Source organism: Bradyrhizobium sp. BWA-3-5 (assembly GCF_032917985.1).
Lineage (GTDB): Bacteria > Pseudomonadota > Alphaproteobacteria > Rhizobiales > Xanthobacteraceae > Bradyrhizobium.
On the sequence record NZ_CP136626.1, the window covers coordinates 7,835,349 to 7,858,903 of the forward strand.

Genomic DNA, 23,555 nt, shown 5'->3' on the forward strand with positions numbered 1-23,555 from the left:
GATGTCAGGGTAAATGCACTGCAGCATGAGGATTGCCGCTGCTCTACGCCGCCCACCGGCCGCGATTATTCTCCGCCAGGATGGGCCGGATCAGCCGGCCGAAGCGCTCGGCCTCCTCGTCATGCAGATAGCCGGACAGGCAGAAGGAATGGCAGCCGGCGTCGATGAACTGCTGCAGCATATCGGCGCATTGCTCGGGATTGCCGACGACGGCGATGCCGGCGCCGGGGCGAACCTTGGTGATGCCGGTCCATAGGTGAGGCAGCAAGAGATCGCCATGCTCGCGCGCGAGCTGCTGCACGCGCATATTCGCTTCCGAACGGTTGTAGAGCGTTTTCATCTCCTGCTTTTGGCGCTCGGTGGCATGCCGCACCAGTTGGTCGGCAGCCTCCCAGGCGTCCGCCTCGTTCTCGCGGCAGATCACCTGCAGCCGCATGCCGAAGCCGATGTCGCTTTCGCGGCCATGCGCCCGCGCCATCTGCCTGATTTCATAGATATTGGCGGCGATCTTTTCCGGCAGGTCGCCCCAGAACAGATGCACGTCGGAATGCTTCGCCGACAATTCCCAGGCCTGGCGTGAGCCGCCCCCCAGATAGAATTTTGGAAACGGCTGCTGGTGCGGGCGCGGCCTGATATGCGCACCTGACAATTTGTGAAACTTTCCCTCGAAGTTTACCGGCCCGCGCGTCGTCCACAGCGCCTTGAGGATCGAGACTTCCTCTTCCATCAGCTCGTAGCGGGCCTCCTTCGGATAGCGGACGCCCTCGCCTTCGACCTCGCTCTCGTTCTGGCCCGCGATCAGATTGATGCAGATGCGCCCGCCTGACATCTGGTCGAAGGTCGAGATCATTTTCGCCAGCAGCACCGGATTGATATAGCCCGGCCGCGCCGCGATCAGCGGCTTGATCGAGGACGAGCGCGCCGCCATGAACGCGCCGGTGATCCACGCCTCCCAGCACACCGAGCCGACCGGGATCAGGAGATATTCGAAGCCGGCCTTCTCTGCCGCCTGCACGACGCGGTCGCACAGTTCGGGCGAGCCCGGAATCTGCGCCTCCATCAGGCCATAGGCCGTGGTGTCGCCATGTGTGGGCAGATACCAACCGAATTCGAGCGAGCGCATGACGTTTCTCCTCATCGACGCTTGTTGCCTGGTCGTTGGGCACCGACTTTAGCGGCTACGAGGCGCGGGGCAATCGGGCTCCGCCGCAAGCGGTTTTCGATTTCAATCACGTCCACGGCACGCTAGAATCCCGGCCATGTCTCCGGTCTCGCTGCTGCTCAACATCATCTGGATCGTTCTCGGCGGCGCGTGGATGGCGTTCGGCTGGCTGGTCGCCGCCATCGTGATGGCGATCACGATCGTCGGCATCCCCTGGGCCCGGGCCGCGTTCAACATCGCGGCCTATACCTTGTTTCCGTTCGGCTTCACGGCAATCTCGCGCGATGCCTATACGGGCCAAGAGGATATCGGCACCGGGCCGCTCGGGGTGATCGGCAATGTCATCTGGCTGGTGCTGGCGGGATGGTGGCTGGCGCTCGGCCATGTGATCACGGCCGTGTTGCTGGCCGTGACCATCATCGGCATTCCCTTTGCCTGGGCACACCTGAAGCTTGCCGGCATCGCGCTATGGCCAATCGGCAAGATCATCGTCCCCACGGGCTGAGCTCGCGTCGGGCTATTCCGCCGCCGCCGGCGCCGGTTTCAGCCGCTCGAACTCGGCGTCGCTGATCTCGGTCTGCGCGACCAGCACGCTGCAGCGCAGGCGCTTGACCAAATAGCTGCCGATCGAGCCGAACCAGCGCGCCAACGTCCCCTGCGGGCGGTGACCGACCACGACGAGATGCGCGCCGATTTCCTCGGCGACCTCGGCGATTTTCTGGCCGGCGTCGCCAACTTCAAGACGCGCAGTCGGCATAAAACCCAGCGCCTTCAGCCGCTCGGTGCCCTCGTTCAGGATGGCCTTGTAGTCCTCGGTCTGCAGTTCGATCGGGATCGTGAGCCCGGCCTCCGGCGTCATGATCGAGGAAACCTCGACGACGGCGAGCAAGAAAACCTCGGATCGGCAGAGTTGTGCGAGCTTTGCGCCCTCCCGCAACGCGCGCCGCCCTTCGACCGAACCGTCATAGGCGAGAAGAACCTTCTTATACATCGGACGTCCCCATCCATGGTTCAACGCGCCAAGACTACCACCAATCGGCGGGAACGGATCGGAATTTTGCAAAGGAAACACTGCCTTCGTCATGCCACCTTCGTCGCCCCCGTCCCCTGCAACGGCCGGTTGCCCCTGCCCGGCCAATCGGCTAAATGATGCGGCGAAGCACCCGTAGCTCAGCTGGATAGAGCGTTGCCCTCCGAAGGCAAAGGTCACACGTTCGAATCGTGTCGGGTGCGCCAAGAAAATCAATGAGTTGCAGGCGATTGCCAAGATTCTTTGAGGGTCCGGGTAAGCATTAGGTAAGCGCCGGGTGACAGTTACTTTCGACCAAGACACTTGGTCATTTCAGTTGAGCAATTCGAGCACGGTGGAACGCCTTACAGGTCAAGGGCGACCCGATACGCTTCTTAATTATTCTAGCATCGGTGACTTCATGCGCCTTTTGGCCGATGACGAGAATGACCTCTTTGCTCGACTTCATGGCCCCATCATTGATCGCATTAGCAAGAGTCCAATAGTGGCGGCTTGGAAAGCAAAGCGAGCGCATCTAAAAGACTTGAAGCACTTTCCTCAATACCGGCGTAGGGCATTCGATCTCTACCACGATGCTGCCCGCGCAGTCGCCGCCGGTACAGCTGATGAGAAACAGCTTGCGTTGGTTGAAGGGCTGGCAGGCGAGATCGCTCAGTCCCAAATAATCATCCCGGCCGGTCAGATTCTCTTTCATGGCCGAGCGGATTGGCTTCTCGCGGCCCAACGACCTTACCCGACCTTTGTCTCGACGAGCCTTCATCCGGTGGTGGCCAGAAATAGAGCATTCGCAAGGACGGGCATTGATATGAAGAACGGGAAACCTCTCGTGTGCGTCCTTGAGCTCAAGGCCCCCTTGCCGGCCATGTGGGGACATGTTGGGAAATCGCAGGAGTATGAATTGCTTCTGACTCGAAATCTTACCTTTAAAGAAGTGGATCGCTACGCCGGCACCAAATTTGAGGTGGCACACCTCGACGTTACTTCGTGAAGATCCTCAGCGGCCGAAGATAGGCGATCATCGTCAGTGCTGGGCTCATACCTTTGGCGACAACCCTGACGGTCATCGCAGCTTGTCATACGCCTTCCTAAGTCGGTCGATAGCGTTCCTGCTAATTTTAGAGACCGCAGTCGCTATTCGATCGTACGGTGGCTCGATCTTTCGTAACTCCATCTCGTACTGCAGCGGCTGCAATTCGGCGACCACTGCGTTTGGCGTCGCGGCTTGTGCTTTCATGGCTTCCACGAAAGCATCGATTAGCTGATCGTTGCTCAGCTCGCGATGGACACGGCCAGTACTTGCGTATTCAGCAATATTATCGATGCGCTCAGAGTTCATTTCAGCAAGGAAACGCTCCTTGTCTTCTTTGGTTGGCTTTCCCATTGTTGATCCTTTGATTAGAAGTACCAATCAAGTCCACGAACAGTCTGATCTTTTCAGGCTTATGATCGTCGAAAAGCACTGCTCCCATAGCTTCTCTTAAATCCACGTCCGCCAAACGGCGATACTCCCTACAACTAGACAGACCAACGAGCCCACCCCGCCGACTATCGCAATCCACATGGTCGCCTTCATAGCTCTGCCTTTGTCTGGCTGCGGCCAATACTTGGGATCGGAAAGCATTCTGACGTCGGTCCAACTATGAAACAGTACAGCCGCGAAAGTGAAATTCCACCAAGCAGCGAATGCCGCGACGAACGCCGAAACTATGCCAGCCACGAACCAAAACAGTGCACCCGAGTAAGATGGAGGATGCTCTCCAGCATGCGCCTTGAAGAGAAGGCCGACAATGGCCCCTGAATGCATCAGCCAGAGGGTGTTCACCAGCCAACGGCCGTATTCAATCTGCGCAGCCCTGGCACTCTTCAGCAGCTCGAAACTGAGCTGATAAGCCGCTTCGGCCTGCTTTGAATAAACATCTGGTTCAGTGCTCATGTTAGGCCCAAGCATCCAGCGCTAGAATCAGTCAAGCATATAGGTAAGAGTACCATTGGTCATGGTGATCAAGAACGGATGCAAGGCACTAGTCCGGAGTTCGGCGCCGGCATTATGAGAGCAGAACGTTCATGGAATTGCTGACGAGAGAACCATGCACTTGAGCCTCCCCGATTATGCGACCCGCTTTGACATTCTGTCTCTAGCCGCTTGCTTTCTCAAGCTGAAAGGGGTTGGCAACGAACCACGCCAGGCGACAGGCTTCTTCTGGCGAATGGGCAGCAAGGTGTTTCTGATAACGAATTGGCATGTTGTAACCGGCATCAACATGATGGACGGCAAGCCAATCGGCAACGGTTGGGTACCCGAGCGAATTGAGCTGAGTTATTTCGAACGTCAGGTCGAAAACAATCCGTCAATTCCCTCGGCCCCCAGGACGCGCACCGGATTCGCGCCGACAGTGAACGTTCCGCTCTACGAGGATTTTCACAACCCATTTTGGATTCAGCATTCGATGGCATTCGAATGGAACGTTGATCTTGTCGCTTTGGAGCTCGTCAATCTTCCAGATCAGAGCCGGGTTTTCTGCGTAAATGATATGACGTACGACAGATATCTGCATTTTGCCGGTAGCGATGTATTTGTGCTTGGCCACGCCTTACCCGAGAGCACCAATGCTTATCCCGTGCCGTTTCCGATCTGGAAGCGTGGAAGCATCGCCAGTGAAATTATTGTCCCATGGAACATGAGGCCGGCATTCTTGATCGACTGTCGAACCTCCAAGGGGATGTCTGGCTCGCCCGTGTTCGCTCGAATCTTCGGTCCCGCTCCACTGGCTGATTTCACGACGCGGCTCGACAATATTATCACCTCGGAATTTATGGGCATCTATTCCGGCCGTCTCTTCGACGACGATAACAACGCCAGCATTGGCCTTGTCTGGCACCGCCACCTGATTGATGAGTGCTTGCAGTCTCCGGCACAAGGCTCAAGGGAATGGGCTCCAAGTCAATCAATCAAGCTCTTCGCGCCCCTCAAGAGATCCGAGGAGGGCGGCCCGCCAGCGTGAGCCGGCGGGCCGGAGCCAGTCAGGCCGCGATGCTCTTCAGCGTTTCGACGAGGTTGCGGTTGACGAAGTAGTACCAGCTGCGCCCCATCTTTTGGTTGGGTTCGTCCGGATCGAAGTAGATCTCCCTGAAACCAAGATCTCTCTCGACCTCAACGGCGTAGCTGAGCAACGCAATGACACCGGCAAGTGTAGTCGGCGCGATATTTGCGAGCTGGCACTCGGCTTCCACCTCAGCATCTGAAAGAGACTGCAGCAGATTCTGGAAGGCGATCCAGCGAGGATCGTCGGTGTCGGCCATTTCCTCATCAGCATACTTGGAGCGACGTACTTCTTGGGGTATCTCGGCCTCGAGCCGGTCCTGCTGAACGCAAAGGGCATTGTATGCAGCGACGGCCGCTTTGTGGTTCCCGATTGCGGTCAGTATCGGATCGGTCTCGGGCCAGCCGGCAGGAAGCGCTGGCCGTTCTTCATTGTCACGGGGGCTCGTGTTGCCATAGCTCCGGTCCTTCCAATCCACCCCCACAAGATCCAGCACGGCCGCAGCTCGCGTCGACGGTTGAGGGAGGTCGCGCCAATCTCCCTCACCACGGAAATGCCAATGATAGCCGGCGTTGTCGGCCCAGACGTACTTCTCAGCGTCGGAGCCCATGTGAGGCCAGAGCTCGAGACACAGCAGGCGCCGCTCCATGTGAAGCCACGACGCATAGGCCTCCAAGGCTCGGCGATCAGTGGCTTGCATAGCAGGAGCGGCGACGGGAGTGGCACCTGCCAGCGAAATTGAAACGAGTGAGTTCACGAGAAGCCTCCTGCTGATTGCCCCGGGCACAGGAATGCTTGGAGAAGCCAATGGTTCGGGGTGCGCTGATCCGGGCTGACATGCGTCCAGCCCGCTTTCCTGCTTGTGGGAAGATGATGAAAATAGTCCGGCGCCCGTGGCGCCATTAGCTACCGCGTTGCTCATGTCAGTTCTCTATATTGCGGATTGTTAGATTGACCGGGCACCGCCCGTACCCGGTCTGTGACAGATGGCAAGCCTAGGGTTGCTTCACCTCCTTTCGAGCTTGCCAGCCGAATAGCTGGGGCCATAGGGGATCGAAGTGCTGGCACAGGTCCTGAAACGCGACCTGAGCTGCGCTCTCGATCAGTTCTACGTGCAGGCGCGGCCAAACGGCTGTCGCCTGAACCTGGGGCGTCCAATGAGCCGAGTTGAAGCCCTTGCGCACGCCTTCAATGGTGTCGTGGAAGTAGCCCTCACACTGGCCGACCGTGCCGAACCTGAGTGCGAGCACGCCGATGGCTCGCTGCTGTTCCGGAGAGAGCAGGTCCCATGCCTTGCCAGCATCGAAATTGGCCAGCTCATTAAATGTAGGCAGCCGGTCAGAGAGGGGGATCTCGGCGATATCGTCGGCCACCCCAGGTGCGGAGGCATTGGAAGTGCCGCGGCGCACGACGATGATTGTACCGGCATTCCATACCGCCACACGACCGTGTTCGCCCTTGCTTAGAGACACTTCGACTTTGCCGCGTGGCGTCGCAACGCCAGCGCTCACACTGAGGACGGTTTCGCCGGAGCCAGTGACGTCGCCCTTCGGCAGCAGACGAGCCGGAACGCGAACGCGGTCGACGTTGGTGGTAGGGGAAAGCATGTCCTGCTCCTTTATGCCCAATGCTGCGGGGGAAGTTCGAAAGCTGGCGCCACACCAGTTCGCGCAACACGGGCCTCAGCGAAGCCGCTGCGCATCTGGAGCGCGAGGTAATATCTATAGGAGCGGTTGACGTGGTGAGCGCGACCACGGCAGGCGAGTTCGTCGGCATAGTCCGCCTTGGCGCGGGCGTGGGCCTCGGTCATGAGCTTAGAGCGGAGCGCGTTGGCCGATGAGCGCGGCTTCCTGCTAACGGAAGCTTCACGGCGGCTCAAAGCTGGGGTGGGGATGAATTGCCCGGCCTGCTGATCAGTGAGGAAAGGGGCGGACATAGCTCCGCCGTTCACCGGAGAGGTGCTGTTGCTCATCTGGGTTGCCTTTGGGCTGCGGTCTTGATACAAAATGGATCATAGCAATGATCCAAAAAGTGTCAAGTGGGAATCGTGATGATTTCAATCGAACAGATAAGAGCTGCGCGGGGACTACTGGGTTGGTCTCAGACGGACCTTGCGGAAGCCGCAGGAAGATCGTTGCCAACCATCAAGCGCCTGGAACGTGAGAGCGATGACGGCTCGGCCGTATCCGAAGATGTGCGGGATGCAGTCCGCGCTGCGCTCGAGAAAGCCGGCGTTGAGTTCATCCCGGAGAATGGCGGGGGCGCCGGGGTGAGGATGAAGAAGCGGAAGCGTTGATTTTTTTTCAGAGGTGCCCCACCCCTTTTGGGGCCCCAGCCTTCCTACTTGCGAGCGACAAAAGGCCATTTTTCGCAGTGCAGCCAAACGGTAAATCCGACGAACTTACGCACCCCATAAAAGAGGGAATTATTTTGCCGCCAAATTCACGATTCCCCTATTTTTCAAGGGTGAGAAATCATCTTGGAAATTGAAATAAATCAAATTTTTGGGCTCGCCCTGACCATGTCGGTTCTAAACGCTCCTGCGACCTTTGCGGGCGACCTGGTTGGCCAGGCCAGCGTCGTCGATGGCGACACGATCGAGATCCATGGCCAGCGCATTAGGCTCTGGGGTATCGACGCCCCCGAGAGTGATCAGCTCTGCCGGAACGACGACAGTAAGCTGTACCAGTGCGGTCGGGCTGCCGCGACGGCGCTCGCAGGACTGCTCTGGGCCATCCAGCGGCCCGTCACCTGTTCTCCGGTAGACCGAGACCACTACGGGCGCACGGTAGCGACCTGCTCACTTGGAACGCCAGGCCCCGACATCGGGCACTGGCTTGTCGCCAACGGTCACGCGCTCGATTGGCCGACGTACTCCAAAGGCAAGTATGAGGACGCGCAGCGCGGTGCGGAGAGGGCCGGCCGCGGGATCTGGGCTGGAAGCTTTGTCGAACCTTGGAAGTACCGTGCCTGCGTCAAAGCGGGCGGCAGGCCGGCCACCTGTTCTGATGAACCGGCCGACCGCTGGTGAGTGCTAAATTTTCAGAATCTTCCGTACACGCGCCTGTTCTGCCGACTTCACCAATATTGGTAGGCGGCTTACTCCCTTTGCCCTTGCTACAGCTAGTCTGTGGCTGCCGCCCGCAATGGCTAGCTGCCCATCGCTGGTAGGAACGAGCAGGGGCGGAGTCATTAACCGACCTTCTGACCAATGCACTATCGCCCGGGCCGCCTTATCAGGGTCTCCAACACTCCAGACTTGGGCAGCGGTTCGATGCCACCAAGGGGTAAGAACTGCATCGATATTCGCCAGCGGGACATCGGGGATGACCGCACATTCATTCTCCTCAACGCTATCGGGATCCGCCCCGTCGAAAACGCGGTAGAAGTGCGCTGGAGAGAGATCCCAACGTATTTCAAATGTGGGCCAAGCTTCCGGCGGGCGCCCCTTAATCCGGTCTGCAGCGCTTCTGATTCTAGCCCTCTCTTGGGAGCGGGATTTTGCTTCTTCGGATGTGCAGTTCGTGTTCAGGATTTCGAGCATCTCTTCGGATGTGAGGGGGCGGCCATCGGTTTCCTTGAGGAAATTTTGCTCGTCTCTAACCTTTTTCGCCATGCTCTGGATTCTAGTCACTCTAGGGTTCTTCGAATTTACGCCGGCCAATCTTGGCCGTCAGCTCGGCTATGCGCTTGTTGTCCTTCGCCTTGATCGCCTTTCGAAGCTCCTTCAGATCGGCTTCATCGAACCCAGTACTTCGGCTTACAGAGCGCTTGGGCGGTCCCCCGAGCCGCTCGCCGAACTTCCGCTTGGGTTTCCGTGTTGGACTTAGGACAAGGTCATCCCAACTGCCGGCCAGCTTCTTAGTTTGCGTCGGTCGAGGCTTGGATGAGGGTGGGGGACGTTTCAACTCCTCGAGCGCCTCAATTCCCCGCTCGATTACTCTCTCGGAATGCATCCCACCGAAGGCCGGCTCTTCCCCGAGAAGCTTATGTGCCGCCAGGCGGAGCGCCCCTTTCACAATGTCGTCGAAGCCGTCCTCGCGGCGCCAGCGACGATAGCGCCAATCATCGTCCGCCGAATGATCCATTTCAGCTTGGGGCAAGCACAGCGCCTCCTGCAACTCTGCAGCCGACATCCCGCGATCCGCCTGTTTCTCGAACTTGTTGATCGCCTCCACGACGAGAGCCAGACGACGGATGAGATAGACCGCTTCCGTGTCGTTGCCCGCAATTGTACGAAGCAACGCGCCGGCGAATTGAGACAGTGCGTTCTGGACTTCGCATTTGGCCAGTTCAATCTGTCGATCGGCGCGAGCATTCGGGTTACCGCTGACGAGCCTCAACTTAGGAGACCTATCCTCCTCGTTGTCGTCCTCGCCCCTTGCCACGAAACCTCTCCTTCTTCCCGGTCCAGATGCAGCTTATGACCCAGGCCATCTACTTGCCAGGCCTTCACACTGAACCGAAAACATGCCTTTGAATTTGCTCACGAAAGCGAATTTAACCCCTGGGGACGAACAGCCCGCCATTGCGAGGACGTGGCTGTTGCTTTAGCTCGCTCGTTCCGGTTGAATCACCTCTAGGGGGAGCTTTGCCATGAACCGACTATATTTGGTCTTTTGCCCTGTACTGCGCGTTTCCGCTCTGCTTGCCGCAGTGGTCCTGTCGGGCTGCGGCGTGGTCCGAAGCGTTCAGGCCAACAATTCGTACGACGCTTCAGTAGCTGCCTATAAGGACTGCCTGGCTCGCTCAGGAGCCACGGGCTGCGAGGCTCAGAGGCTCGCAATGGAGGCCGACAGGCAGCGGGCCGAGGTCGCAAGCCTGAGAGGCGGAGGAGGAGGAGGCAATGCGCCCTACGTCCCGCCAGTCGCTGCGGCAAGAGCCGATCCTGTGGTCTGCAACACCATGCGCACCGGCATCATGAGCACTACGACATGCAATTGATGTGGTTGACCAGCCACGCATGATGCTTCGGTTCCGGTGAAGCTCACGCTGCCACGGCCGATCCGAAGGCGGAGTGCAAGGGCGGCCAAAACTAAGTCATCCGGCTCCGTTGCCAGCTTTCTCTTCTGCAGCAGTTTCAGTTTTACTTTGGTCGAATGGAAAGACCTTTTGCTTGTGTTCAGGCGAAACGATTTGAAGCGGATACTTGTTGCAGACTTTGTCCAAGCCGCTCCACTGATACAGTGTCACTAGCGGAATTTTTGTCCCGCGGTCGTCATTATCGCGGGTGTGAAACTCATGAGCGCGATAGATCGTGGCGGTCGCTAAATGCACCGCATCCGCAGCATCCATTACCTTAGCCCCCTTGCCTGCGGCATCCGGAGGGCGGTAGTAAAATTCCCTGATTTCTCGGGCCCTTTGAAGGATATTTCGGCCTATCTCTAGATCTACAAAGCGCTTCCCATCAAACGTCCCAAGATATTGCTTTTCCGCGCCCGGTTTTTTCGCTTCGATCTTGGAAGGAATGACCTCCAAATGCGTGATGACAGACGTGAAGATTACATTCCCGCCGACTTTATTGGCCTCCAAGACCTCCTGAATTGCCCCCTTCTTCTCCGGAGATACCGGCTCGTCGCCAAGTACCTCGTAGAACATGCATGCGTCCCAATAATATGTTGGCTCAGATGCCATTCAACATAGCTTCCGCATCATCGCTGTCGCGCTCCAGCCCTTTGAAGAGGCCCCGCATGTCCAGCAAGTGAGGTGGTTCTTCAAACGCAGAGGCTCGCTCGATATCTTCCATATCAACTTGGACGGGAAATGGGGAGTCTTGCCGATAGTGAAGTTTACCGATAACCCGCACAGTCTTGAAGAGATGCTTCCGCATCTCCTCTCGCTTGGACTCGGGGAAGGTGCAGGTAATGCTTCCAGCCCCGAGCGGGGGGATAATTACAAACTGGCGTTCGCCATCAATATCGGCAACCTGCAAAAGATCGCCCACAATGGAGCCGTGAGAAACTCCCGCGAACCATTCTGGCGGTCGCTCCTGCTCAACCTTCCGGCTTGCAAGCGCCTCGGAGCGAATGCGAAACGCATCATCCAAGATGACCTTGGCGCCGTCGACACTAATCCAAAGATTAATGTAATCGTCTTCGTGATCCTTCTTCGCTATATCGGAGAGGGTCCTGGCTAAAGTGGCATCAACTCGCTCATCAACTTCTCTGCCGGTGGCGACACGCTCGATTTGTTCGAACGTCCACTGAAACGCGGGCATGGGATCATAATTCACCTTACGCGGAATAGGATGAAGCGTTAGGTGCGTCGGATTTACCTTTCCTGCGTCGACGACTTCATAGTCAGTTTGACGGGCTCGCTTGTCGATAAATGCCCTCTCGGCTTGCCCGAGGGCGGACAGCAATTTTTGCAACTTCTCGACCAGCGCATGCGCAAGCGCATTCCCACGGTGGCCCGGGTGACCTTCGATATGGAGTGTTATGTCCTTCTTGGGCATCGCACTAAGCGTTAAACTTTGGAAGATCCCGGCAAGTCAACCTATTGCCAGAATACCACGAAGGGTGGCCTTAGTGCGAGAGCTATCGTCACGCCCCATCTTGATCAGTCTACTCATATTTGCGGAAGTCCCATGCCGGCTAGTAGCCTCACACCTCGAGCAACGGGGACGCACGCATCCGCCGCAGAAGTGCGGCGATCTCTCGCTTCTCCGCAATGTACGTCGCGGAGTACCGCCCGTGCTTGAAGGCGTTCTGGTTGCCCTTCGGAGCTCCGGGCGAAAGGCCTCCGTGCATCCGGCAGCGGCCGTTAGGCATTGCCGGCGACTGGCAGGGCTTCCCGCTTCTCCTCGATCTCGCACCGCAACGGGGAGCATTCTGCATATCCAATAGCATGGGGTTGAGCCTCCAAATTCTTCATAGACCCCCCTGGGGTGACCTGTCCGACGATGGCTTGGCCGCCTTGGTAAACGTGCACATGCTCGACGACGACCTTCTGCTGGCCCTTACCGCGGTACTTCGATAGCGCTGCGACCTGCTCCGCATTCGCTTTCGTTAGCTTGGCCGCCAGCGTGAGGTTCATCTGCTTGCCCTCAACGCTCTGGTCAGGAAGCATCGCTCGGCGATAGCACTCCATGGCAGCGGCGTGAGAAGCGAAGAGCTGGGCAGCCATCATGCCCTCGATCGTGTCCTTCGGGTTGACCCCCGCCATGAAGGCGAGGATGGCCGTCCTCTTGTCGTCCAGATCCTTGCCAGGCTGCGGATTGCGTCCGTACCAGGCGGTGCTGATGACCTGATTGCAGAGCATCAGATTCCACTGGTCGGACTTAGACCCACCCAGGTGCTTCAGTTCGGGCACGCTGGTGTCGAGCTCGTCCGGAGGGGGGCAATACGCAACGTTCGCCTTGGTCACTGGCGTCGATGCCGCCGGGACCTGCTCGGCAGGGGGGGCGTTCTTCTTGACCTTGCGTCCCACTTCAACCTCGCAAGCTGTCCAATCGTTGAGCCAGGACATCCACAAGCCCGCGGATTTCGATAGAACTATCCGGCTCCCTGGTGGTCTCGAAATACTGGCGCTGAATGGGGATCGTGCTGGCCGTGGCCGCGGCGCTGCGGATTTCCGTTCCGTTGGCTGCACGCTCGGTAAGGCAGACAAGCTGTTCGCCCGCCGTCACTCGCTCCACAACGTCTGCCTTGGAGAACGGCCGCTGCTGGATGCGCAAGGTCTCGGGACTTTCTGCGATACATGTCTCAGTCATCAGATGATCCTCAGGAGCTTGTTCAGGATCATGGTGGGCTGAAGCCTGCCGAACGCCGCGCTCGTGCCACCCTGCGCCGTGCCGGTGAACGTCGAGGCGGCCTGTGACGCTGAAATGCTCGCGGTGTTTGCGCCAGCCGAAAAGGCACCACCACCTGTCATACTGGGCGCCAAGCTGACGGCGTTATGCGAAATGGAAATAGCTCCGTTCGTGATGGTGCCGGACGGAGTGTATGGGGGCAAGTTAGCCGTCCCGAGCTGCATCGTCTCTAAGCCGCCGGTACCGCCCAGGGTGGTTGGGCTCCCGGAACTGATGGTCGCGCTGGTCAGTCGGCCCGACGCGCTCCCGCCCATGTCGTCCTTGCCAGCGACAACGCGACCGCGAAGGTCCGGCACATTAAAGGTGGTCGAGCCGTCGCCAATGCCGTAGGTGGTTGAAATCATCGCGAATAACGTGGCGTAGGTCGTTCGGGAGATGGCTTGGCCGTAGGCCAGCACGAAGCTCGAGTTAGGCGCGGTCGAGCCGATAAAGTCGATGGTGGCTCCGATAGGCACCGAGTACGGATTGCCGTAGAAGCCCCTCAGGTAGAAGGCTGCGTCGCTGTTGTTGTAGACCGCGACGTAGGGCGTGCCTTGGACGAGATGGCCGGCAGCAAGCTCTGTGCTCGGTGCTGACCGTAACGGCTTTGCGCCGAGGCCATCCACGTTGAGCGTGGTGGGGCCGCCGTTCGTGGTGTGAGGTGTGAAAGCAACTACCTGCCCACTGAGGCGGGCCAAGGTGTCGAAGCTCTGATAGGTAGCCACAGTGAGCGCCGTAGAGGTGCCACCCGTCACGATCGCACCAGCAATGTCGTCGCGATATTTGGCAGCCGAGGCCATCAGCGCCCGAACGCTGTCATTTACGGATGAGGGCGCCATTCCCTCAGCCATATTGATGGCGACATCCCCGTTGCCGTTCGCATTGCTGTTTGCGGTCTGAGACCACCACGCCAACCCGCTCATGCGTGCTCCTGGCACTTGGCGATGACGGGATAGGTCCGCACCACGCGATCACCATCCAAGCGGAGCGGAAGTGGCTTCAGGCGCCAGTGCAGAGCCGGGTCGAAGGGCTGATTGTCCTCGTTCTCGATCGGGAGCCATACGCCTCCGCGGTCATCCTTAGTTGGCCTGAAGCTCGTTGCGATCAGCTCGCCATCGATGACCAGGCAATATTGCTGCTCGCCGAGAGGAGAGCCGCCGTCGGCGTGAAGCCGGTCGACCAACGCCTGTCTAATGTAGTCTGATTTCGATTGGCAACGCTGGCTTGCGGCCCTGTCGATCGCTTTTGACAGGTTCGCGGGGGCGCGAAATTGTATCAGTTGCTCGAATGTGGCGGGGTGGTCCATCGTTCGTCCTCATGCAGATTGCATGAGATTGTCAGTAAGGAAGTTGCTTACATCGAGCCATATTAAAGCTGAGACTCTTGCGGACTTTGCGACTATTAGGTTCAATCGGCGACCTTCATAGCACCAGGCAGCACGATCCGGCTGCAGCCAACTAGCGCTTTTCGATTTTTTTCGGAAGATCCTGTAGTCGCACACTCCCCGTGAAGGTGTACCAGAGTGGTGAGTTTCCATCATATTCGGCATTCACACGCCTCGGCTTGGGAACCCTTTTATCGCGGGCACTTTCACCAAAATTGATATCAATCGCCAAGTCGCCACCCTGCTTCGAGTACACATCGACAACACAGACAAACGCATCTTCATCGCCGAACTTACTGAAGACCGCACGATGTTGGCCCCCACGAAGCATGATAGTGGCCGCAGATGCCGTAAGCTCTTCTCTTTGCCCAGTTGGAGAGTCGCCAGCGCCCCACCACCGCGTCATCCCTCTTGCCCCCTTGAACTGATCTGGACGAGCCTTATTCAAACATGCCGCCTCTAACATTCTCGCTGTTAGCTGTTTCGGTGGATCGAAGCCGACGACATCGATTCCCCATGATGCTGCTCGCTGCACAGTGTCCACAAACATAAATTCCTCGGGCTCCTTTCTGAGGGCTTCGACCAACAGAGTCTTCGGGAAAAAGATGTCATCGGAATCCTTTTCAAGAAGTTCTCCGATGGCCTTGATACCTGATCGATAGGCTCGAGCGGACAAAACTGGGTCCTTCGCGTCTATCAAGGGGGCTATATGTGGGCTATGAAAACCAAGTTGACCTAGGTGGTGCAGCTTACGCCTTGGCCCAATGATGCCGTGACCTTCGTTGAAGTTTCCAAACATGAAGATCAATGCGCAGGCAGAGAGGCACCTTGCGTTCTGCGGGACAAAGGTCGTGATAAAGGTAGTCTCGCGGAGCCACTCTATTATTCGGAGCGCCTCTTGAAGATTTCTCCCTGGGCTACTGAGGCAGAGAGTGGGGGCGAAGGTGACGGATTCGGTCGGCTTCTTGGGAATCGCAGCGAACTTCTTGTTCGCGGCGGCATAGTCAACTTGAAGCCGTTTCAAACTGCCTTCCGCAATTTCTCCCTCGAGCCTGAGGTCGCAGCTTGGAGCGGCTAGATCCTTATCACTTGCTGCCGACGGTGTGGAAAGAGAACATGTCCATAGCAGGTAAAGGCAGAGCGGAACCCGAAGCGCAGAGATGATCATGTGCATCTCCATTTCATTCGGATATGAGCGGTTTGAGCTACGGTGTCGCTTCTATCGATTTTCGGAGCTTCGCCAGGTCGGAGGGATCGACCTTCCCTTCGGCTTCGAGCTCTTGAGCGAATGCATTGAGGTCTATTCTTGCAGTTTTCGGGAACGTAACTTCTGGTTTCGCGGCGTTCTGCGCACAGAACTCGAAGTCGTAATTGTTATCCACAATTTCGCACTTCGCGGGAATTTTTGGATCTGGCCAACTCGGCCCGAATACCGCCACCGCTCGATACATGAGCCACGCTAAGCTGGGGCCCACGCCGGCTACAAGCATGCTCTGATGGAAGTTGAGATGAACCTCCGCGAACTTCCGAGTGCGCGTGTCGCAGTAGTAATCATGAATAACTGACGGTCCACGGTAGTTTCCCTCGAAGGGACCTCCGATGATGCTCCAGAATACGCGCGGTATTGATGCCCCATCGATCATGGCTCCTTCAGGAACCGGCCAGCGACGACCGCTTGCGTCGATAAACTCAAATGGCTTGAGGAGACGCATGCGACGGTCACCAATCCATTCCGCGGCAACCGTTCCAACAAATCTACCTTCAGGATGCGCCATCCCGGTAGTCGCACTGAGAATTGGAAAAGCCACAATCGACGCAAGCAGTTCACGTCGGGATATATGGACGACTTGCTCTCGCACCCCCGTGAAGGTCATTTCCGCCTCCAGGCTAACAAAAGCTCCGCACTCAATCTCAGAGAGCATAGCTCGACTTGGCTCGACTTGCAAAGCTACAATGATTTCATCGGGGCGAGCCTTACTTGGCACAAAGATGCTCGACCGAGCGCGGTCTTACGAACCCCGAGACAAGCGGATGCGCTCAAAGTATCGCTTCACCAATGAGCTCGCGCGATCACCACCGTGATAGGCAGACAAGGCTCTGTGATCATCGTCAAGAAACATCGCGAGCGCGACTTGACTAACTACCCAGATGCCTCCACCGACCCGCCTGCCAAGCCCATATTGTGCGCACCAGTTGCGCAGAGTGGCTTCGGATTTGCCGGCTCGAGCCGCCGCTTCTTTCAGACCTATACCCTCACGCGGATCGTACGGGACGAGAACCTTCCAAGGACTTTCTTCAGCGGATCGCATGGTGATCTCCACAGAGTAGCGTGGCGCCCGACATATGCTTCCGTCGATAGGTGAGCGCCGATCCTGACGGCCGCCGGAAAGCCGCTGTCTGTTCGGTCAACGCGAACACGGTCCCGCCACCGAGCAGCATCATCAGTCCCATGAGGTCGTATCGGCGTCCTGGCGCGACGGGGTGAACGCCGAACAAGTCCAGGGCGGTCCAGCCGAGATCGCAAGCGGCACGATCCCAGTTCGACAGGAAGGCATTGGCGTCCTCGATCATCTGAGACCATCGCTCTGCGCCGGCCCAATCGGGGGCCTGCATCCGCTTCAGCTGCTGCAGAATTGCATGCCATCCGGCCGGGTCGTCCTCGAAGAATTGGGTCGTTCGCCCCTCTTCGAAATCAGTGGTGGCAGTGGGGACACTGGGGACACCTTGCGTAACCGATTCAATTTGTTGCGGTTTTCTGTCCCCACTCGCCGCCAGGGGCTGTCCCCACTCGTTTTCGAGTGGGGACACGATCGTCTCTTGAGTGGGGACAAAAAAGTCCATGTGCCGCAGGGACTTCTCGAAAGTGTCCCCACTGCCACCACTGTCCCCACTCATTTTCATGAGGGCCATGATGTCCCGGGAGAAGGCTTGCAAGTCATGCTTCATTTGCATCCTCCAGGAACGTCGAGCGGATGTGGTAGAGCCGCATCTTCCCGTACTCGGGTACCCGGACTGACTTCGCCATGTGGGAGCCTTCGCCCTCGATGTAGCCCTTCTGCCTCAGCGTCGCTGCTACGCGCCGCGGGTCGAGCCCGGCGCAGATTTCCTTCCATGCCGTGGTGGTGACGTAGAAGTCCCAACCATCGCCCATCTGCTCTCTGAAGCCGGCGACGTCGCGAGCTTGCATCCCCTTGGGGGCGTTGTCCTCCCATGCCGGGATGAAGCGAGACATACCGTCCTTCAGCAGGAAGGTTCTCACCTGCTCCATTCCGGCTGCCGTCTCCGCCGCTTCATGCCCACCGCGCGCTGCGAGCCACTGCTCGAAGCACAGGGCGGCTGCCTTCACGGCGTCTCCTCGCGACCAGGGCAAGATCTCGTACAGCGTCGCGATCTCGCCGCCGGCAGCGATGAGCCCGAACCGCTGAGCCACGCGGCCAACCTGCCCGTCAGCTCCTGCCGGTACATAGGTGTCGCAGAAGCTGTTTACGACATCCTTCACGGTCTTCCGGATGTCCTCGATGTGCGGAACGATGGCCGCGAGATACTGCCTGGAGGCGGCGCCGTAGTGCTGCTGGGTCGCGGTCTTCAGGTGAACCGCGAGTGCGTCCGGTGACGTGAACCCGTGCAGCTGCTCGAACATCCCCATCCCGGCACCGGCATCTGCCGACACGTCCACGATTCGGATCTGCTGACCGGCTGCCAAACGCTTGCCACGGCCATCTTCGGCCACCTTGTCGGACAGGCCGATCTCACCCGAAGACAGGAAGAGGACGCGCCACTTCGCCGCCCGACGGGCCGAGCCGTCGCGCGTGCTGCGGGACTTGCCTGAGCCATTGGCGAGCATGTAGGCGGCCTCGCCGGCATCCTTCGCCGCCAACTGGGACAGTTCGTCCAGGCACAGCAACGTGTCGCAATGCGCGAGTGAGACGCCCTCCAGGCCATTGGCCGTCGATCGCCATGAGCGGATGTAGCCATTGGTATCGCCGCCGCCCCAGACACTGCCAGCGACATGCAACGCCGTGCTCTTGCCCGTGGATGAGGCGCCCTTGAAGTGGACGCCACCACCCTCGGCCGCGGACGGGCCCACCAGCGGACCTGCGAAGGCCGCGGACAGCGCCAGCACGAGCCGGCTATTGCCGACGGCGTACCTAGCCACGTTCTGTTGCCAGCTCTCCAGGCTGCCCGCCTGACGAAACGGGTGTTCGTGGGCAGACGCGCTCTGCAGCAGCAGGAGATCTCGATCGTCAACGGCGAAGCACTCGTCTGGCATGACGAACGAGTTGCTGTGCCAGCCCACCCGCTGGGTAGCCCTGGCCCGCTTCGGCGACCTCACCTGAAGCAGGAACGAGTTGAACAGGTTGCGAGCGGTGTTGCTGGGCGAGATGAAGAACCCGCCATCCATCAGGATCCGACGCGCCTCCGAGCCGTCTCCAGCCAAGGTCGCCCGCGGCAGCGCGAACTGGTGCTCGCGGCCATCGTGATCGCGCCAGCGCAACAACACGCCCCAGCTTGCGCCATCCGTATCGCGGGTCTCCGCCACGACGTCGAAGTGACCGGCAACCAGGATCGCAGGCTTGTCCAGATCGTCCGGATTGCTCCACATCAGACCCCGATCAGAGAAGCTGTAGCCAACCGGCAGGGCCGACTTCTTCTCGGCCCGGGTCTGGATGTGCTCCTCCTCCTGGCTGAGCTCTTCCGCTGACGGTCTCCATTCCTCGGTCGTCTGAGCCCGCTCCTCGAGATCTTGGAATGAGTGCCCGGCTTCGATCCAGTCGGACACGTCCTGCTTCTTTTCCAGTTCGGGGAACCGCACGACACGGACGCTCTCTGCGACGCCGAATGCGAGCGCCGCCTTTGCATCGGCGTGATCCGATCCCTCGTCATCGTTGTCGGCCAGGATGACGAGACGCTTACCAGCGAGGTACTGCTCGCACCCCGCCGGCAACCCGTCGCCGACGCCGCCGAACGTGACGGCGCAGCCGCCGCACTTGCCGACGGAATCGACGTCTTTCTCGCCCTCGGGCCAGAAGACCGTGGTCGAGCTGTCGAGATCCCCAGCCACGTAGGGGACGGACTTGTAGCCATCGGGCTTGCGGTATTGCCAGCCCGTGGTGCCATCGACATCTGCAACGCGATAGGCGTTGAAAGCCCGCTGCTCACCCTTGGTCATGATCTTGATGCGAACAGGCACGCCGCCGCACTTGTAGATGTGGCGTCGCTTCTCGTTGTCACGCGGGCGCGGCCCCTCGTCGCCCGCCACCATGAAGCGGGGCTTGCCATCCTCATCCGGCTTCGTCCGCGCGGGGAGGACAGGCGCGTCTTTGGCCTCGGCCGGCGTCGCCGCGACGTTCGCGGTCATCTTCGGCTGGGAATCGCGCACGTTCCCGGTCAGGTTGGTCGTAGCCGTAGACTGGACGTTCAACATCGACGCGAGGTCGCGCGCTGCGTCCAGCTTCGATTTGCCGTCGAGGTACGCCTTGAGGTCGATGACGTCGCCGCCTTTGTCGCCGGTTGCGAAGTCGCACCAGACACCGCTGCGCAGGTTGACCTTGAAGCTGCCCGGCTTCGCGTCGTTGCGGGTCGGGTTACGCGCGACCCACTCGCCGGACTCGCGGCGTCCGCCAGGCAGCAGCTGGGGGATGACGAAATCCAATGCACTGCGGGCCGCCAAGCTGACGGCCTTGAAATCGACACGCTGGGCGCTGTTGAAGCTATTCATGATCGTTCCCATTAGCGGGGCTCTCCCGCTGAAATCTTTGCGGCGCGCCAGCACTGGGCTGACATGCCCGACACGTTCTTGCATCGCGTTCCGTCCGGCTCGATCTCGCGTTGCAGGTGGAGCTCAGAGATCCGCGGCCTGACACTCAGGAAGCTGATCTCGAGGCGCGCAGCGATTTGGTCCGGCGTGAAACTTGCCGGATGCTGCGATCGGAGAAAGTGAAGGACGCGCTCACGGACGGTGGCGGCATGCTCCGTCAGCTTCTGCGCCGCCTCGCTGCTCGGACCGACGGCTTTGAAGCCGGGGCTATCTGGATAGCTCATTGGCGCACCTCGCTTCCGAGACCGGCCAGGTTGGCGATCAGATCAGCGAAGGCCGGGTGCACGCGGTAGCGGCGGGCTACGAACAGGCCGGCTTGGCTGCTCGGCGTCAGGACGGTGACGCGCCACGAGAAGAGCGGCAGGTCAGAAACGGATTGAGATTGCCGGGTGCGTTTGCTATGTCTTTTCATACTACGATTTCCTGGAAGCCCGGTGCGCACGACCTGATCCGCCAAGATGTGGATCGTGCAGCCGGGTTTTCTTTTGGAGGGATGGTGTCAGGCGACGCGAAGCTCAGAGGTCGACCTGACCAGTGGCCCGATCTTCCTCTGCGCCCAGGCGTCGAGACCGGAGACGGGATAAAGCGGGAAGCGCCCGGCGAGCCGAAAGGGCGGGCCTTCCGAGCTGATGCAGGCGAGCTTCGCGAGCGTCTTGGGAGAGCAGGGTACGTTGTACGTGTCGGTCACGTACTTGGCGGCATCCTTCCTTCGAAGGTGGCGCTCAGTGAGATGTACTTCTTCGGTGTCCATCGTGGCCTCGCATAATCACGGATCAATCTCCGTGGGTGCGAGGTAAATGGAGCGTCGAGAAATCCGCGGTAAAGATACGCGGCTGTAATCGCTGCGGATTTCGCCCGCGCATTAGCCGCGTATATTGCCGCGCGTTAGCCGGACTTTTTCTCGCCACGTCCGCGGGTAGGGAAGCCCTTGCGCAGTTGGCGCACCTTGTCGCGGCCGACCCCCAGCTGCTTCATGTGAGCGATATCTTCGTCCTCGGTCGGGATATAGCCTTCAGGCTGTTGCTCCCTCCACTGCCTGAACGCAGGCTCGATCTTCGCCTCAGGCAGACGGCGGGGGGCTTTTGCCGGCTCCTCCAGCGGCGGAGCGTCGGCCGACGTCGTGGCGGCCGGTGTGGGAGCTTGCTCACGGTCGGTGAGTTCGCCACTCGCGCAGCTCATCAGACTTTCGCGAGTGACGAAAATCCACTGATAGGGATCGCTGCCAATTCCTAAGTTGTACGGATCATCAGGTCTCAACTGGCAAAAATCAAAGCGGTCCCTGATGCGGAGCGAGTTCCACCACCTTCGCGGGATCGGGGTTGGATCGCCGCCCGCCTTCTCGCGAATTGCTGTGATCAGGAAGCTCGCCTCTGCAAGCTGCATTATCCGGTTCTGCACTTGAATGAGGCGATGAAGGCGGGGACCTTTTTCCTCCTTAAGCCTCTCAACGATCATCACAGCATCCATCCACTCCTTGCCGGAGAAGTCGAAAGATTGCTGGTAAGGCTTCAGGGGCTTTCGGTTGTATTCCGGATGGTGCTTGACGAGCAGCTCATGAACGAGGCGGGCCCGCCAGCCGGACTTCTCCGGAAAGACCGTAAGCTTCGGCAGGGGCTCGATACAAGGCTCATCACCAGTCCAATCAGACCCGAACATCGACTTGCCCATCACATGTAGGGCGCGGCCAAGAAAGACGTACGAGGCATTATCGTTCGGCCAGCCGAGTGCCTTTTTCCAGAACTCGGCCCGAAGACTCAGTTGCTTATCGATTATCTCAACGCTCATCGCACTTCCGCTTGTGCTCCGCATAAGGACGACGCGGCAGGCTGGTGCGGACCAGCTTTTCGGGAGCTACCCTAGCCGCGCCGATTGATCAGGCCTTCCGAAACTGGACGACCTTGCTCTTTTTGTTTCCGTTCATGGCATCATCGATGTGCCTAGCGATCCGGTCGGCAGCTGCCAGCAGCGCCGAATCGATCTTGTGAATGTACCCCATCGTAACGTTCCCCTTCTTGGAATGGCCGATTAGGGCCTTAATGGTAGGCAGGGTGTAGCCGAGATCCTCGGCTGTAGAGCTGAAGGAATGCCTCAATCCGTGGCTCGTTATTCCCGGAACGTCTTTTGCCGACACCTTCTGAAGCCATCGGGTCAAACCGGTATGGTGTTTCGCCTCGGACGTAATGGCGGGGAACACATACTTCGATTTGGACTTGGCCATTGCCGTCTTCAGCACCGCAATAACCGCCGGTCCGACAGGGCGAATACTCTTGCCTGTCTTACTGTCGCCCAGGCGAAGGGCCATCCCGGCGGTGTCGACCTCGGTCTTCAGCAAACCCTCCACCTCGTCCAACCGGCAGCCGGTCATGGCGGATGTCCGGCTCGCGAGGACCCGCTGCCAATGTTCGCCGTTTGCTTCGGCGGTTGCGAGACACCTACCGAGCCGGCGGTACCCGGCGTCATCTAGACGCCACTCTCTGGTTTGGTCTTTTGGGCGCCGAATGCCGCTCACCGGATTATCGGGCCGATAGCCCTCGTCGACGGCGTAACTGAAGATGCCTCCGAGGAGGCCCATCGTCCTGGCCGCTGTCCCCCTCCCGCCGGTCACGATCGCCCGACCCCGGGTCTTTGTCTTGATGTCGGCAGCTGATTTGCCGGCGATGATGTCGCGCTGGAGACCCTTTGCGTCTGTGGAGGTGAAGCCCTTCACGGTCTTCTTGCCGGCCAGCTTGATTATGTGCCGCTCGATCCGACCCTTGTCGCTGTACAGAGTCGTCTTGCTTTTGACCTCGCCCCGCCGCGTGAGGATGAGGCCCCGCTCGGCCTTGTCCAGGTACTCCCGGCAGAGCTCCTCGACTGTCATGGCGCCGCGGGCCAGCTTCTTGGCCTCGACGGGATCTTGCCCGCGAACCGCATCCGCCAGAGCCAGTTTCGCGTCTCGACGGGCCTCCTCCGGCGTCAGGACGCCGTACCGCCCCAGAGTGAGCCGCCGGCTGCGCCCGTTCGCGTTCCGATATTGCACCACGAAGGATTTCGCGCCGCTCTTTTTGACCCGCAGGCCGAACCCCGGCAGCTCCTCCTCCCAAAGGAACAGGTCCTTGCCGATGGTTTCCGCCGCGTCGACAGCGCGTTTCGTAAGCTTCGGCATTTTTCTCTCGGGTAAGCACTGAGTAAGCACGCGCCGGAAAACGAGGGAAATTCGGAGCAACGACCGTAGCCCCCAAATCAGGCGGGTTTCAGCCTACATTTGAGGGTCATCAATTCCAAGGGATTTCAGGTAAGCAGGGGTAATTTCCCCACCCTTGCCCTCCGAAGGCAAAGGTCACACGTTCGA

Annotated in this window: 28 protein-coding genes, 1 tRNA gene and 1 pseudogene; 7 read left to right on the forward strand and 23 right to left on the reverse strand. The window is 59.2% G+C overall.

The window, feature by feature from the left end:
• Positions 1–43: 43 nt before the first annotated feature.
• Positions 44–1,123, reverse strand: a complete 1,080-nt coding sequence (locus RX331_RS37555) for an LLM class flavin-dependent oxidoreductase (RefSeq protein ID WP_317254586.1) — start codon at positions 1,121–1,123, stop codon at positions 44–46.
• A 136-nt stretch (positions 1,124–1,259) separates the two neighbouring features.
• Here RX331_RS37555 and RX331_RS37560 point away from each other — a divergent pair, with 136 nt between their 5' ends.
• Entirely contained in the window at positions 1,260–1,667 is a 408-nt protein-coding gene (locus RX331_RS37560; protein WP_317254587.1) for a YccF domain-containing protein, read from the forward strand.
• 12 nt (positions 1,668–1,679) lie between these two features.
• On the opposite strand, the gene RX331_RS37565 is transcribed toward RX331_RS37560, so the two are convergent.
• The gene (locus RX331_RS37565; RefSeq protein WP_317254588.1) at positions 1,680–2,153 is read right to left on the reverse strand and encodes a universal stress protein; all 474 of its coding nucleotides are present in this window, start codon (positions 2,151–2,153) and stop codon (positions 1,680–1,682) included.
• 168 nt (positions 2,154–2,321) lie between these two features.
• Here RX331_RS37565 and RX331_RS37570 point away from each other — a divergent pair.
• A tRNA-Arg gene (locus tag RX331_RS37570) sits at positions 2,322–2,398 on the forward strand.
• A gap of 71 nt (positions 2,399–2,469) precedes the next feature.
• The gene (locus tag RX331_RS37575; protein ID WP_317254589.1) at positions 2,470–3,180 is read left to right on the forward strand and encodes a hypothetical protein; all 711 of its coding nucleotides are present in this window, start codon (positions 2,470–2,472) and stop codon (positions 3,178–3,180) included.
• Between the two features lie 72 nt (positions 3,181–3,252).
• Here the strand turns inward: RX331_RS37575 and RX331_RS37580 are convergent, their stop codons facing one another.
• Together RX331_RS37580 and RX331_RS37585 are read right to left on the reverse strand one after the other, a co-directional pair.
• On the reverse strand, positions 3,253–3,573 hold the full coding sequence (locus RX331_RS37580; RefSeq protein ID WP_317254590.1) for a hypothetical protein: 321 nt from the start codon (positions 3,571–3,573) through the stop codon (positions 3,253–3,255).
• A 96-nt stretch (positions 3,574–3,669) separates the two neighbouring features.
• Positions 3,670–4,125: a hypothetical protein gene (locus RX331_RS37585; protein WP_317254591.1), complete on the reverse strand. Its 456-nt coding sequence runs from the start codon at positions 4,123–4,125 to the stop codon at positions 3,670–3,672.
• A gap of 154 nt (positions 4,126–4,279) precedes the next feature.
• Here RX331_RS37585 and RX331_RS37590 point away from each other — a divergent pair, with 154 nt between their 5' ends.
• On the forward strand, positions 4,280–5,194 hold the full coding sequence (locus RX331_RS37590; RefSeq protein ID WP_317254592.1) for a trypsin-like peptidase domain-containing protein: 915 nt from the start codon (positions 4,280–4,282) through the stop codon (positions 5,192–5,194).
• Positions 5,195–5,213: 19 nt separating this feature from the next.
• On the opposite strand, the gene RX331_RS37595 is transcribed toward RX331_RS37590, so the two are convergent.
• On the reverse strand, positions 5,214–5,990 hold the full coding sequence (locus tag RX331_RS37595; RefSeq protein ID WP_317254593.1) for a hypothetical protein: 777 nt from the start codon (positions 5,988–5,990) through the stop codon (positions 5,214–5,216).
• 238 nt (positions 5,991–6,228) lie between these two features.
• Positions 6,229–6,840: a hypothetical protein gene (locus RX331_RS37600; protein WP_317254594.1), complete on the reverse strand. Its 612-nt coding sequence runs from the start codon at positions 6,838–6,840 to the stop codon at positions 6,229–6,231.
• Between the two features lie 443 nt (positions 6,841–7,283).
• Between RX331_RS37600 and RX331_RS39145 the strand changes: the two are divergent.
• The 3 genes and pseudogenes from RX331_RS39145 to RX331_RS37610 all read left to right on the forward strand — a co-directional run.
• A pseudogene (locus RX331_RS39145) lies at positions 7,284–7,352 on the forward strand (transcriptional regulator); the annotation flags it as partial.
• Positions 7,353–7,367: 15 nt separating this feature from the next.
• A complete protein-coding gene (locus RX331_RS37605; RefSeq protein ID WP_410708361.1) occupies positions 7,368–7,529 on the forward strand; it encodes a hypothetical protein in 162 nt (53 codons plus the stop codon).
• Between the two features lie 183 nt (positions 7,530–7,712).
• The gene (locus RX331_RS37610; protein ID WP_317254596.1) at positions 7,713–8,264 is read left to right on the forward strand and encodes a thermonuclease family protein; all 552 of its coding nucleotides are present in this window, start codon (positions 7,713–7,715) and stop codon (positions 8,262–8,264) included.
• 3 nt (positions 8,265–8,267) lie between these two features.
• On the opposite strand, the gene RX331_RS37615 is transcribed toward RX331_RS37610, so the two are convergent.
• The 17 genes from RX331_RS37615 to RX331_RS37695 form a co-directional block, all read right to left on the reverse strand.
• Complete coding sequence (locus RX331_RS37615; RefSeq protein ID WP_317254597.1) at positions 8,268–8,849, reverse strand: hypothetical protein; 582 nt, start codon at positions 8,847–8,849, stop codon at positions 8,268–8,270.
• A 19-nt stretch (positions 8,850–8,868) separates the two neighbouring features.
• Positions 8,869–9,621 carry a hypothetical protein gene (locus tag RX331_RS37620; protein WP_317254598.1) on the reverse strand — a complete coding sequence of 251 codons (753 nt, stop codon included), beginning with the start codon at positions 9,619–9,621 and terminating at the stop codon, positions 8,869–8,871.
• Positions 9,622–10,273: 652 nt separating this feature from the next.
• Positions 10,274–10,831: a hypothetical protein gene (locus tag RX331_RS37625; protein WP_317254599.1), complete on the reverse strand. Its 558-nt coding sequence runs from the start codon at positions 10,829–10,831 to the stop codon at positions 10,274–10,276.
• Positions 10,832–10,856: 25 nt separating this feature from the next.
• Positions 10,857–11,687, reverse strand: coding sequence for a hypothetical protein (locus RX331_RS37630; RefSeq protein ID WP_317254600.1), 831 nt, complete (start codon positions 11,685–11,687; stop codon positions 10,857–10,859).
• Between the two features lie 148 nt (positions 11,688–11,835).
• Positions 11,836–12,081, reverse strand: a complete 246-nt coding sequence (locus RX331_RS37635; RefSeq protein ID WP_317254601.1) for an HGGxSTG domain-containing protein — start codon at positions 12,079–12,081, stop codon at positions 11,836–11,838.
• The gene (locus tag RX331_RS37640) at positions 11,996–12,661 is read right to left on the reverse strand and encodes a hypothetical protein (RefSeq protein ID WP_317254602.1); all 666 of its coding nucleotides are present in this window, start codon (positions 12,659–12,661) and stop codon (positions 11,996–11,998) included. The genes RX331_RS37635 and RX331_RS37640 overlap by 86 nt, the downstream gene beginning before the upstream one ends.
• 1 nt (position 12,662) lies before the next feature.
• Positions 12,663–12,908, reverse strand: a complete 246-nt coding sequence (locus tag RX331_RS37645; RefSeq protein WP_317254603.1) for a hypothetical protein — start codon at positions 12,906–12,908, stop codon at positions 12,663–12,665.
• A gap of 35 nt (positions 12,909–12,943) precedes the next feature.
• Positions 12,944–13,945 (reverse strand): phage tail protein, encoded by a 1,002-nt coding sequence (locus RX331_RS37650; RefSeq protein WP_317254604.1) that lies wholly within the window; start codon positions 13,943–13,945, stop codon positions 12,944–12,946.
• Positions 13,942–14,328, reverse strand: coding sequence for a hypothetical protein (locus RX331_RS37655; RefSeq protein WP_317254605.1), 387 nt, complete (start codon positions 14,326–14,328; stop codon positions 13,942–13,944). The genes RX331_RS37650 and RX331_RS37655 overlap by 4 nt, the downstream gene beginning before the upstream one ends.
• A 151-nt stretch (positions 14,329–14,479) precedes the next feature.
• Positions 14,480–15,574: a hypothetical protein gene (locus tag RX331_RS37660; protein ID WP_317254606.1), complete on the reverse strand. Its 1,095-nt coding sequence runs from the start codon at positions 15,572–15,574 to the stop codon at positions 14,480–14,482.
• 37 nt (positions 15,575–15,611) lie between these two features.
• Positions 15,612–16,280, reverse strand: coding sequence for a DUF1353 domain-containing protein (locus tag RX331_RS37665; RefSeq protein ID WP_317254607.1), 669 nt, complete (start codon positions 16,278–16,280; stop codon positions 15,612–15,614).
• Positions 16,281–16,701: 421 nt separating this feature from the next.
• Positions 16,702–17,352 carry a hypothetical protein gene (locus RX331_RS37670; protein ID WP_317254608.1) on the reverse strand — a complete coding sequence of 217 codons (651 nt, stop codon included), beginning with the start codon at positions 17,350–17,352 and terminating at the stop codon, positions 16,702–16,704.
• On the reverse strand, positions 17,342–20,137 hold the full coding sequence (locus tag RX331_RS37675) for a DUF927 domain-containing protein (RefSeq protein WP_317254609.1): 2,796 nt from the start codon (positions 20,135–20,137) through the stop codon (positions 17,342–17,344). The genes RX331_RS37670 and RX331_RS37675 overlap by 11 nt, the downstream gene beginning before the upstream one ends.
• A gap of 307 nt (positions 20,138–20,444) precedes the next feature.
• Entirely contained in the window at positions 20,445–20,681 is a 237-nt protein-coding gene (locus RX331_RS37680; protein ID WP_317254610.1) for a hypothetical protein, read from the reverse strand.
• A 42-nt stretch (positions 20,682–20,723) separates the two neighbouring features.
• A complete protein-coding gene (locus tag RX331_RS37685; protein WP_317254611.1) occupies positions 20,724–20,975 on the reverse strand; it encodes a hypothetical protein in 252 nt (83 codons plus the stop codon).
• A gap of 134 nt (positions 20,976–21,109) precedes the next feature.
• A complete protein-coding gene (locus RX331_RS37690) occupies positions 21,110–22,009 on the reverse strand; it encodes a hypothetical protein (RefSeq protein WP_317254612.1) in 900 nt (299 codons plus the stop codon).
• 88 nt (positions 22,010–22,097) lie between these two features.
• Positions 22,098–23,369: a tyrosine-type recombinase/integrase gene (locus RX331_RS37695; RefSeq protein WP_317254613.1), complete on the reverse strand. Its 1,272-nt coding sequence runs from the start codon at positions 23,367–23,369 to the stop codon at positions 22,098–22,100.
• Positions 23,370–23,555 lie beyond the last annotated feature (186 nt).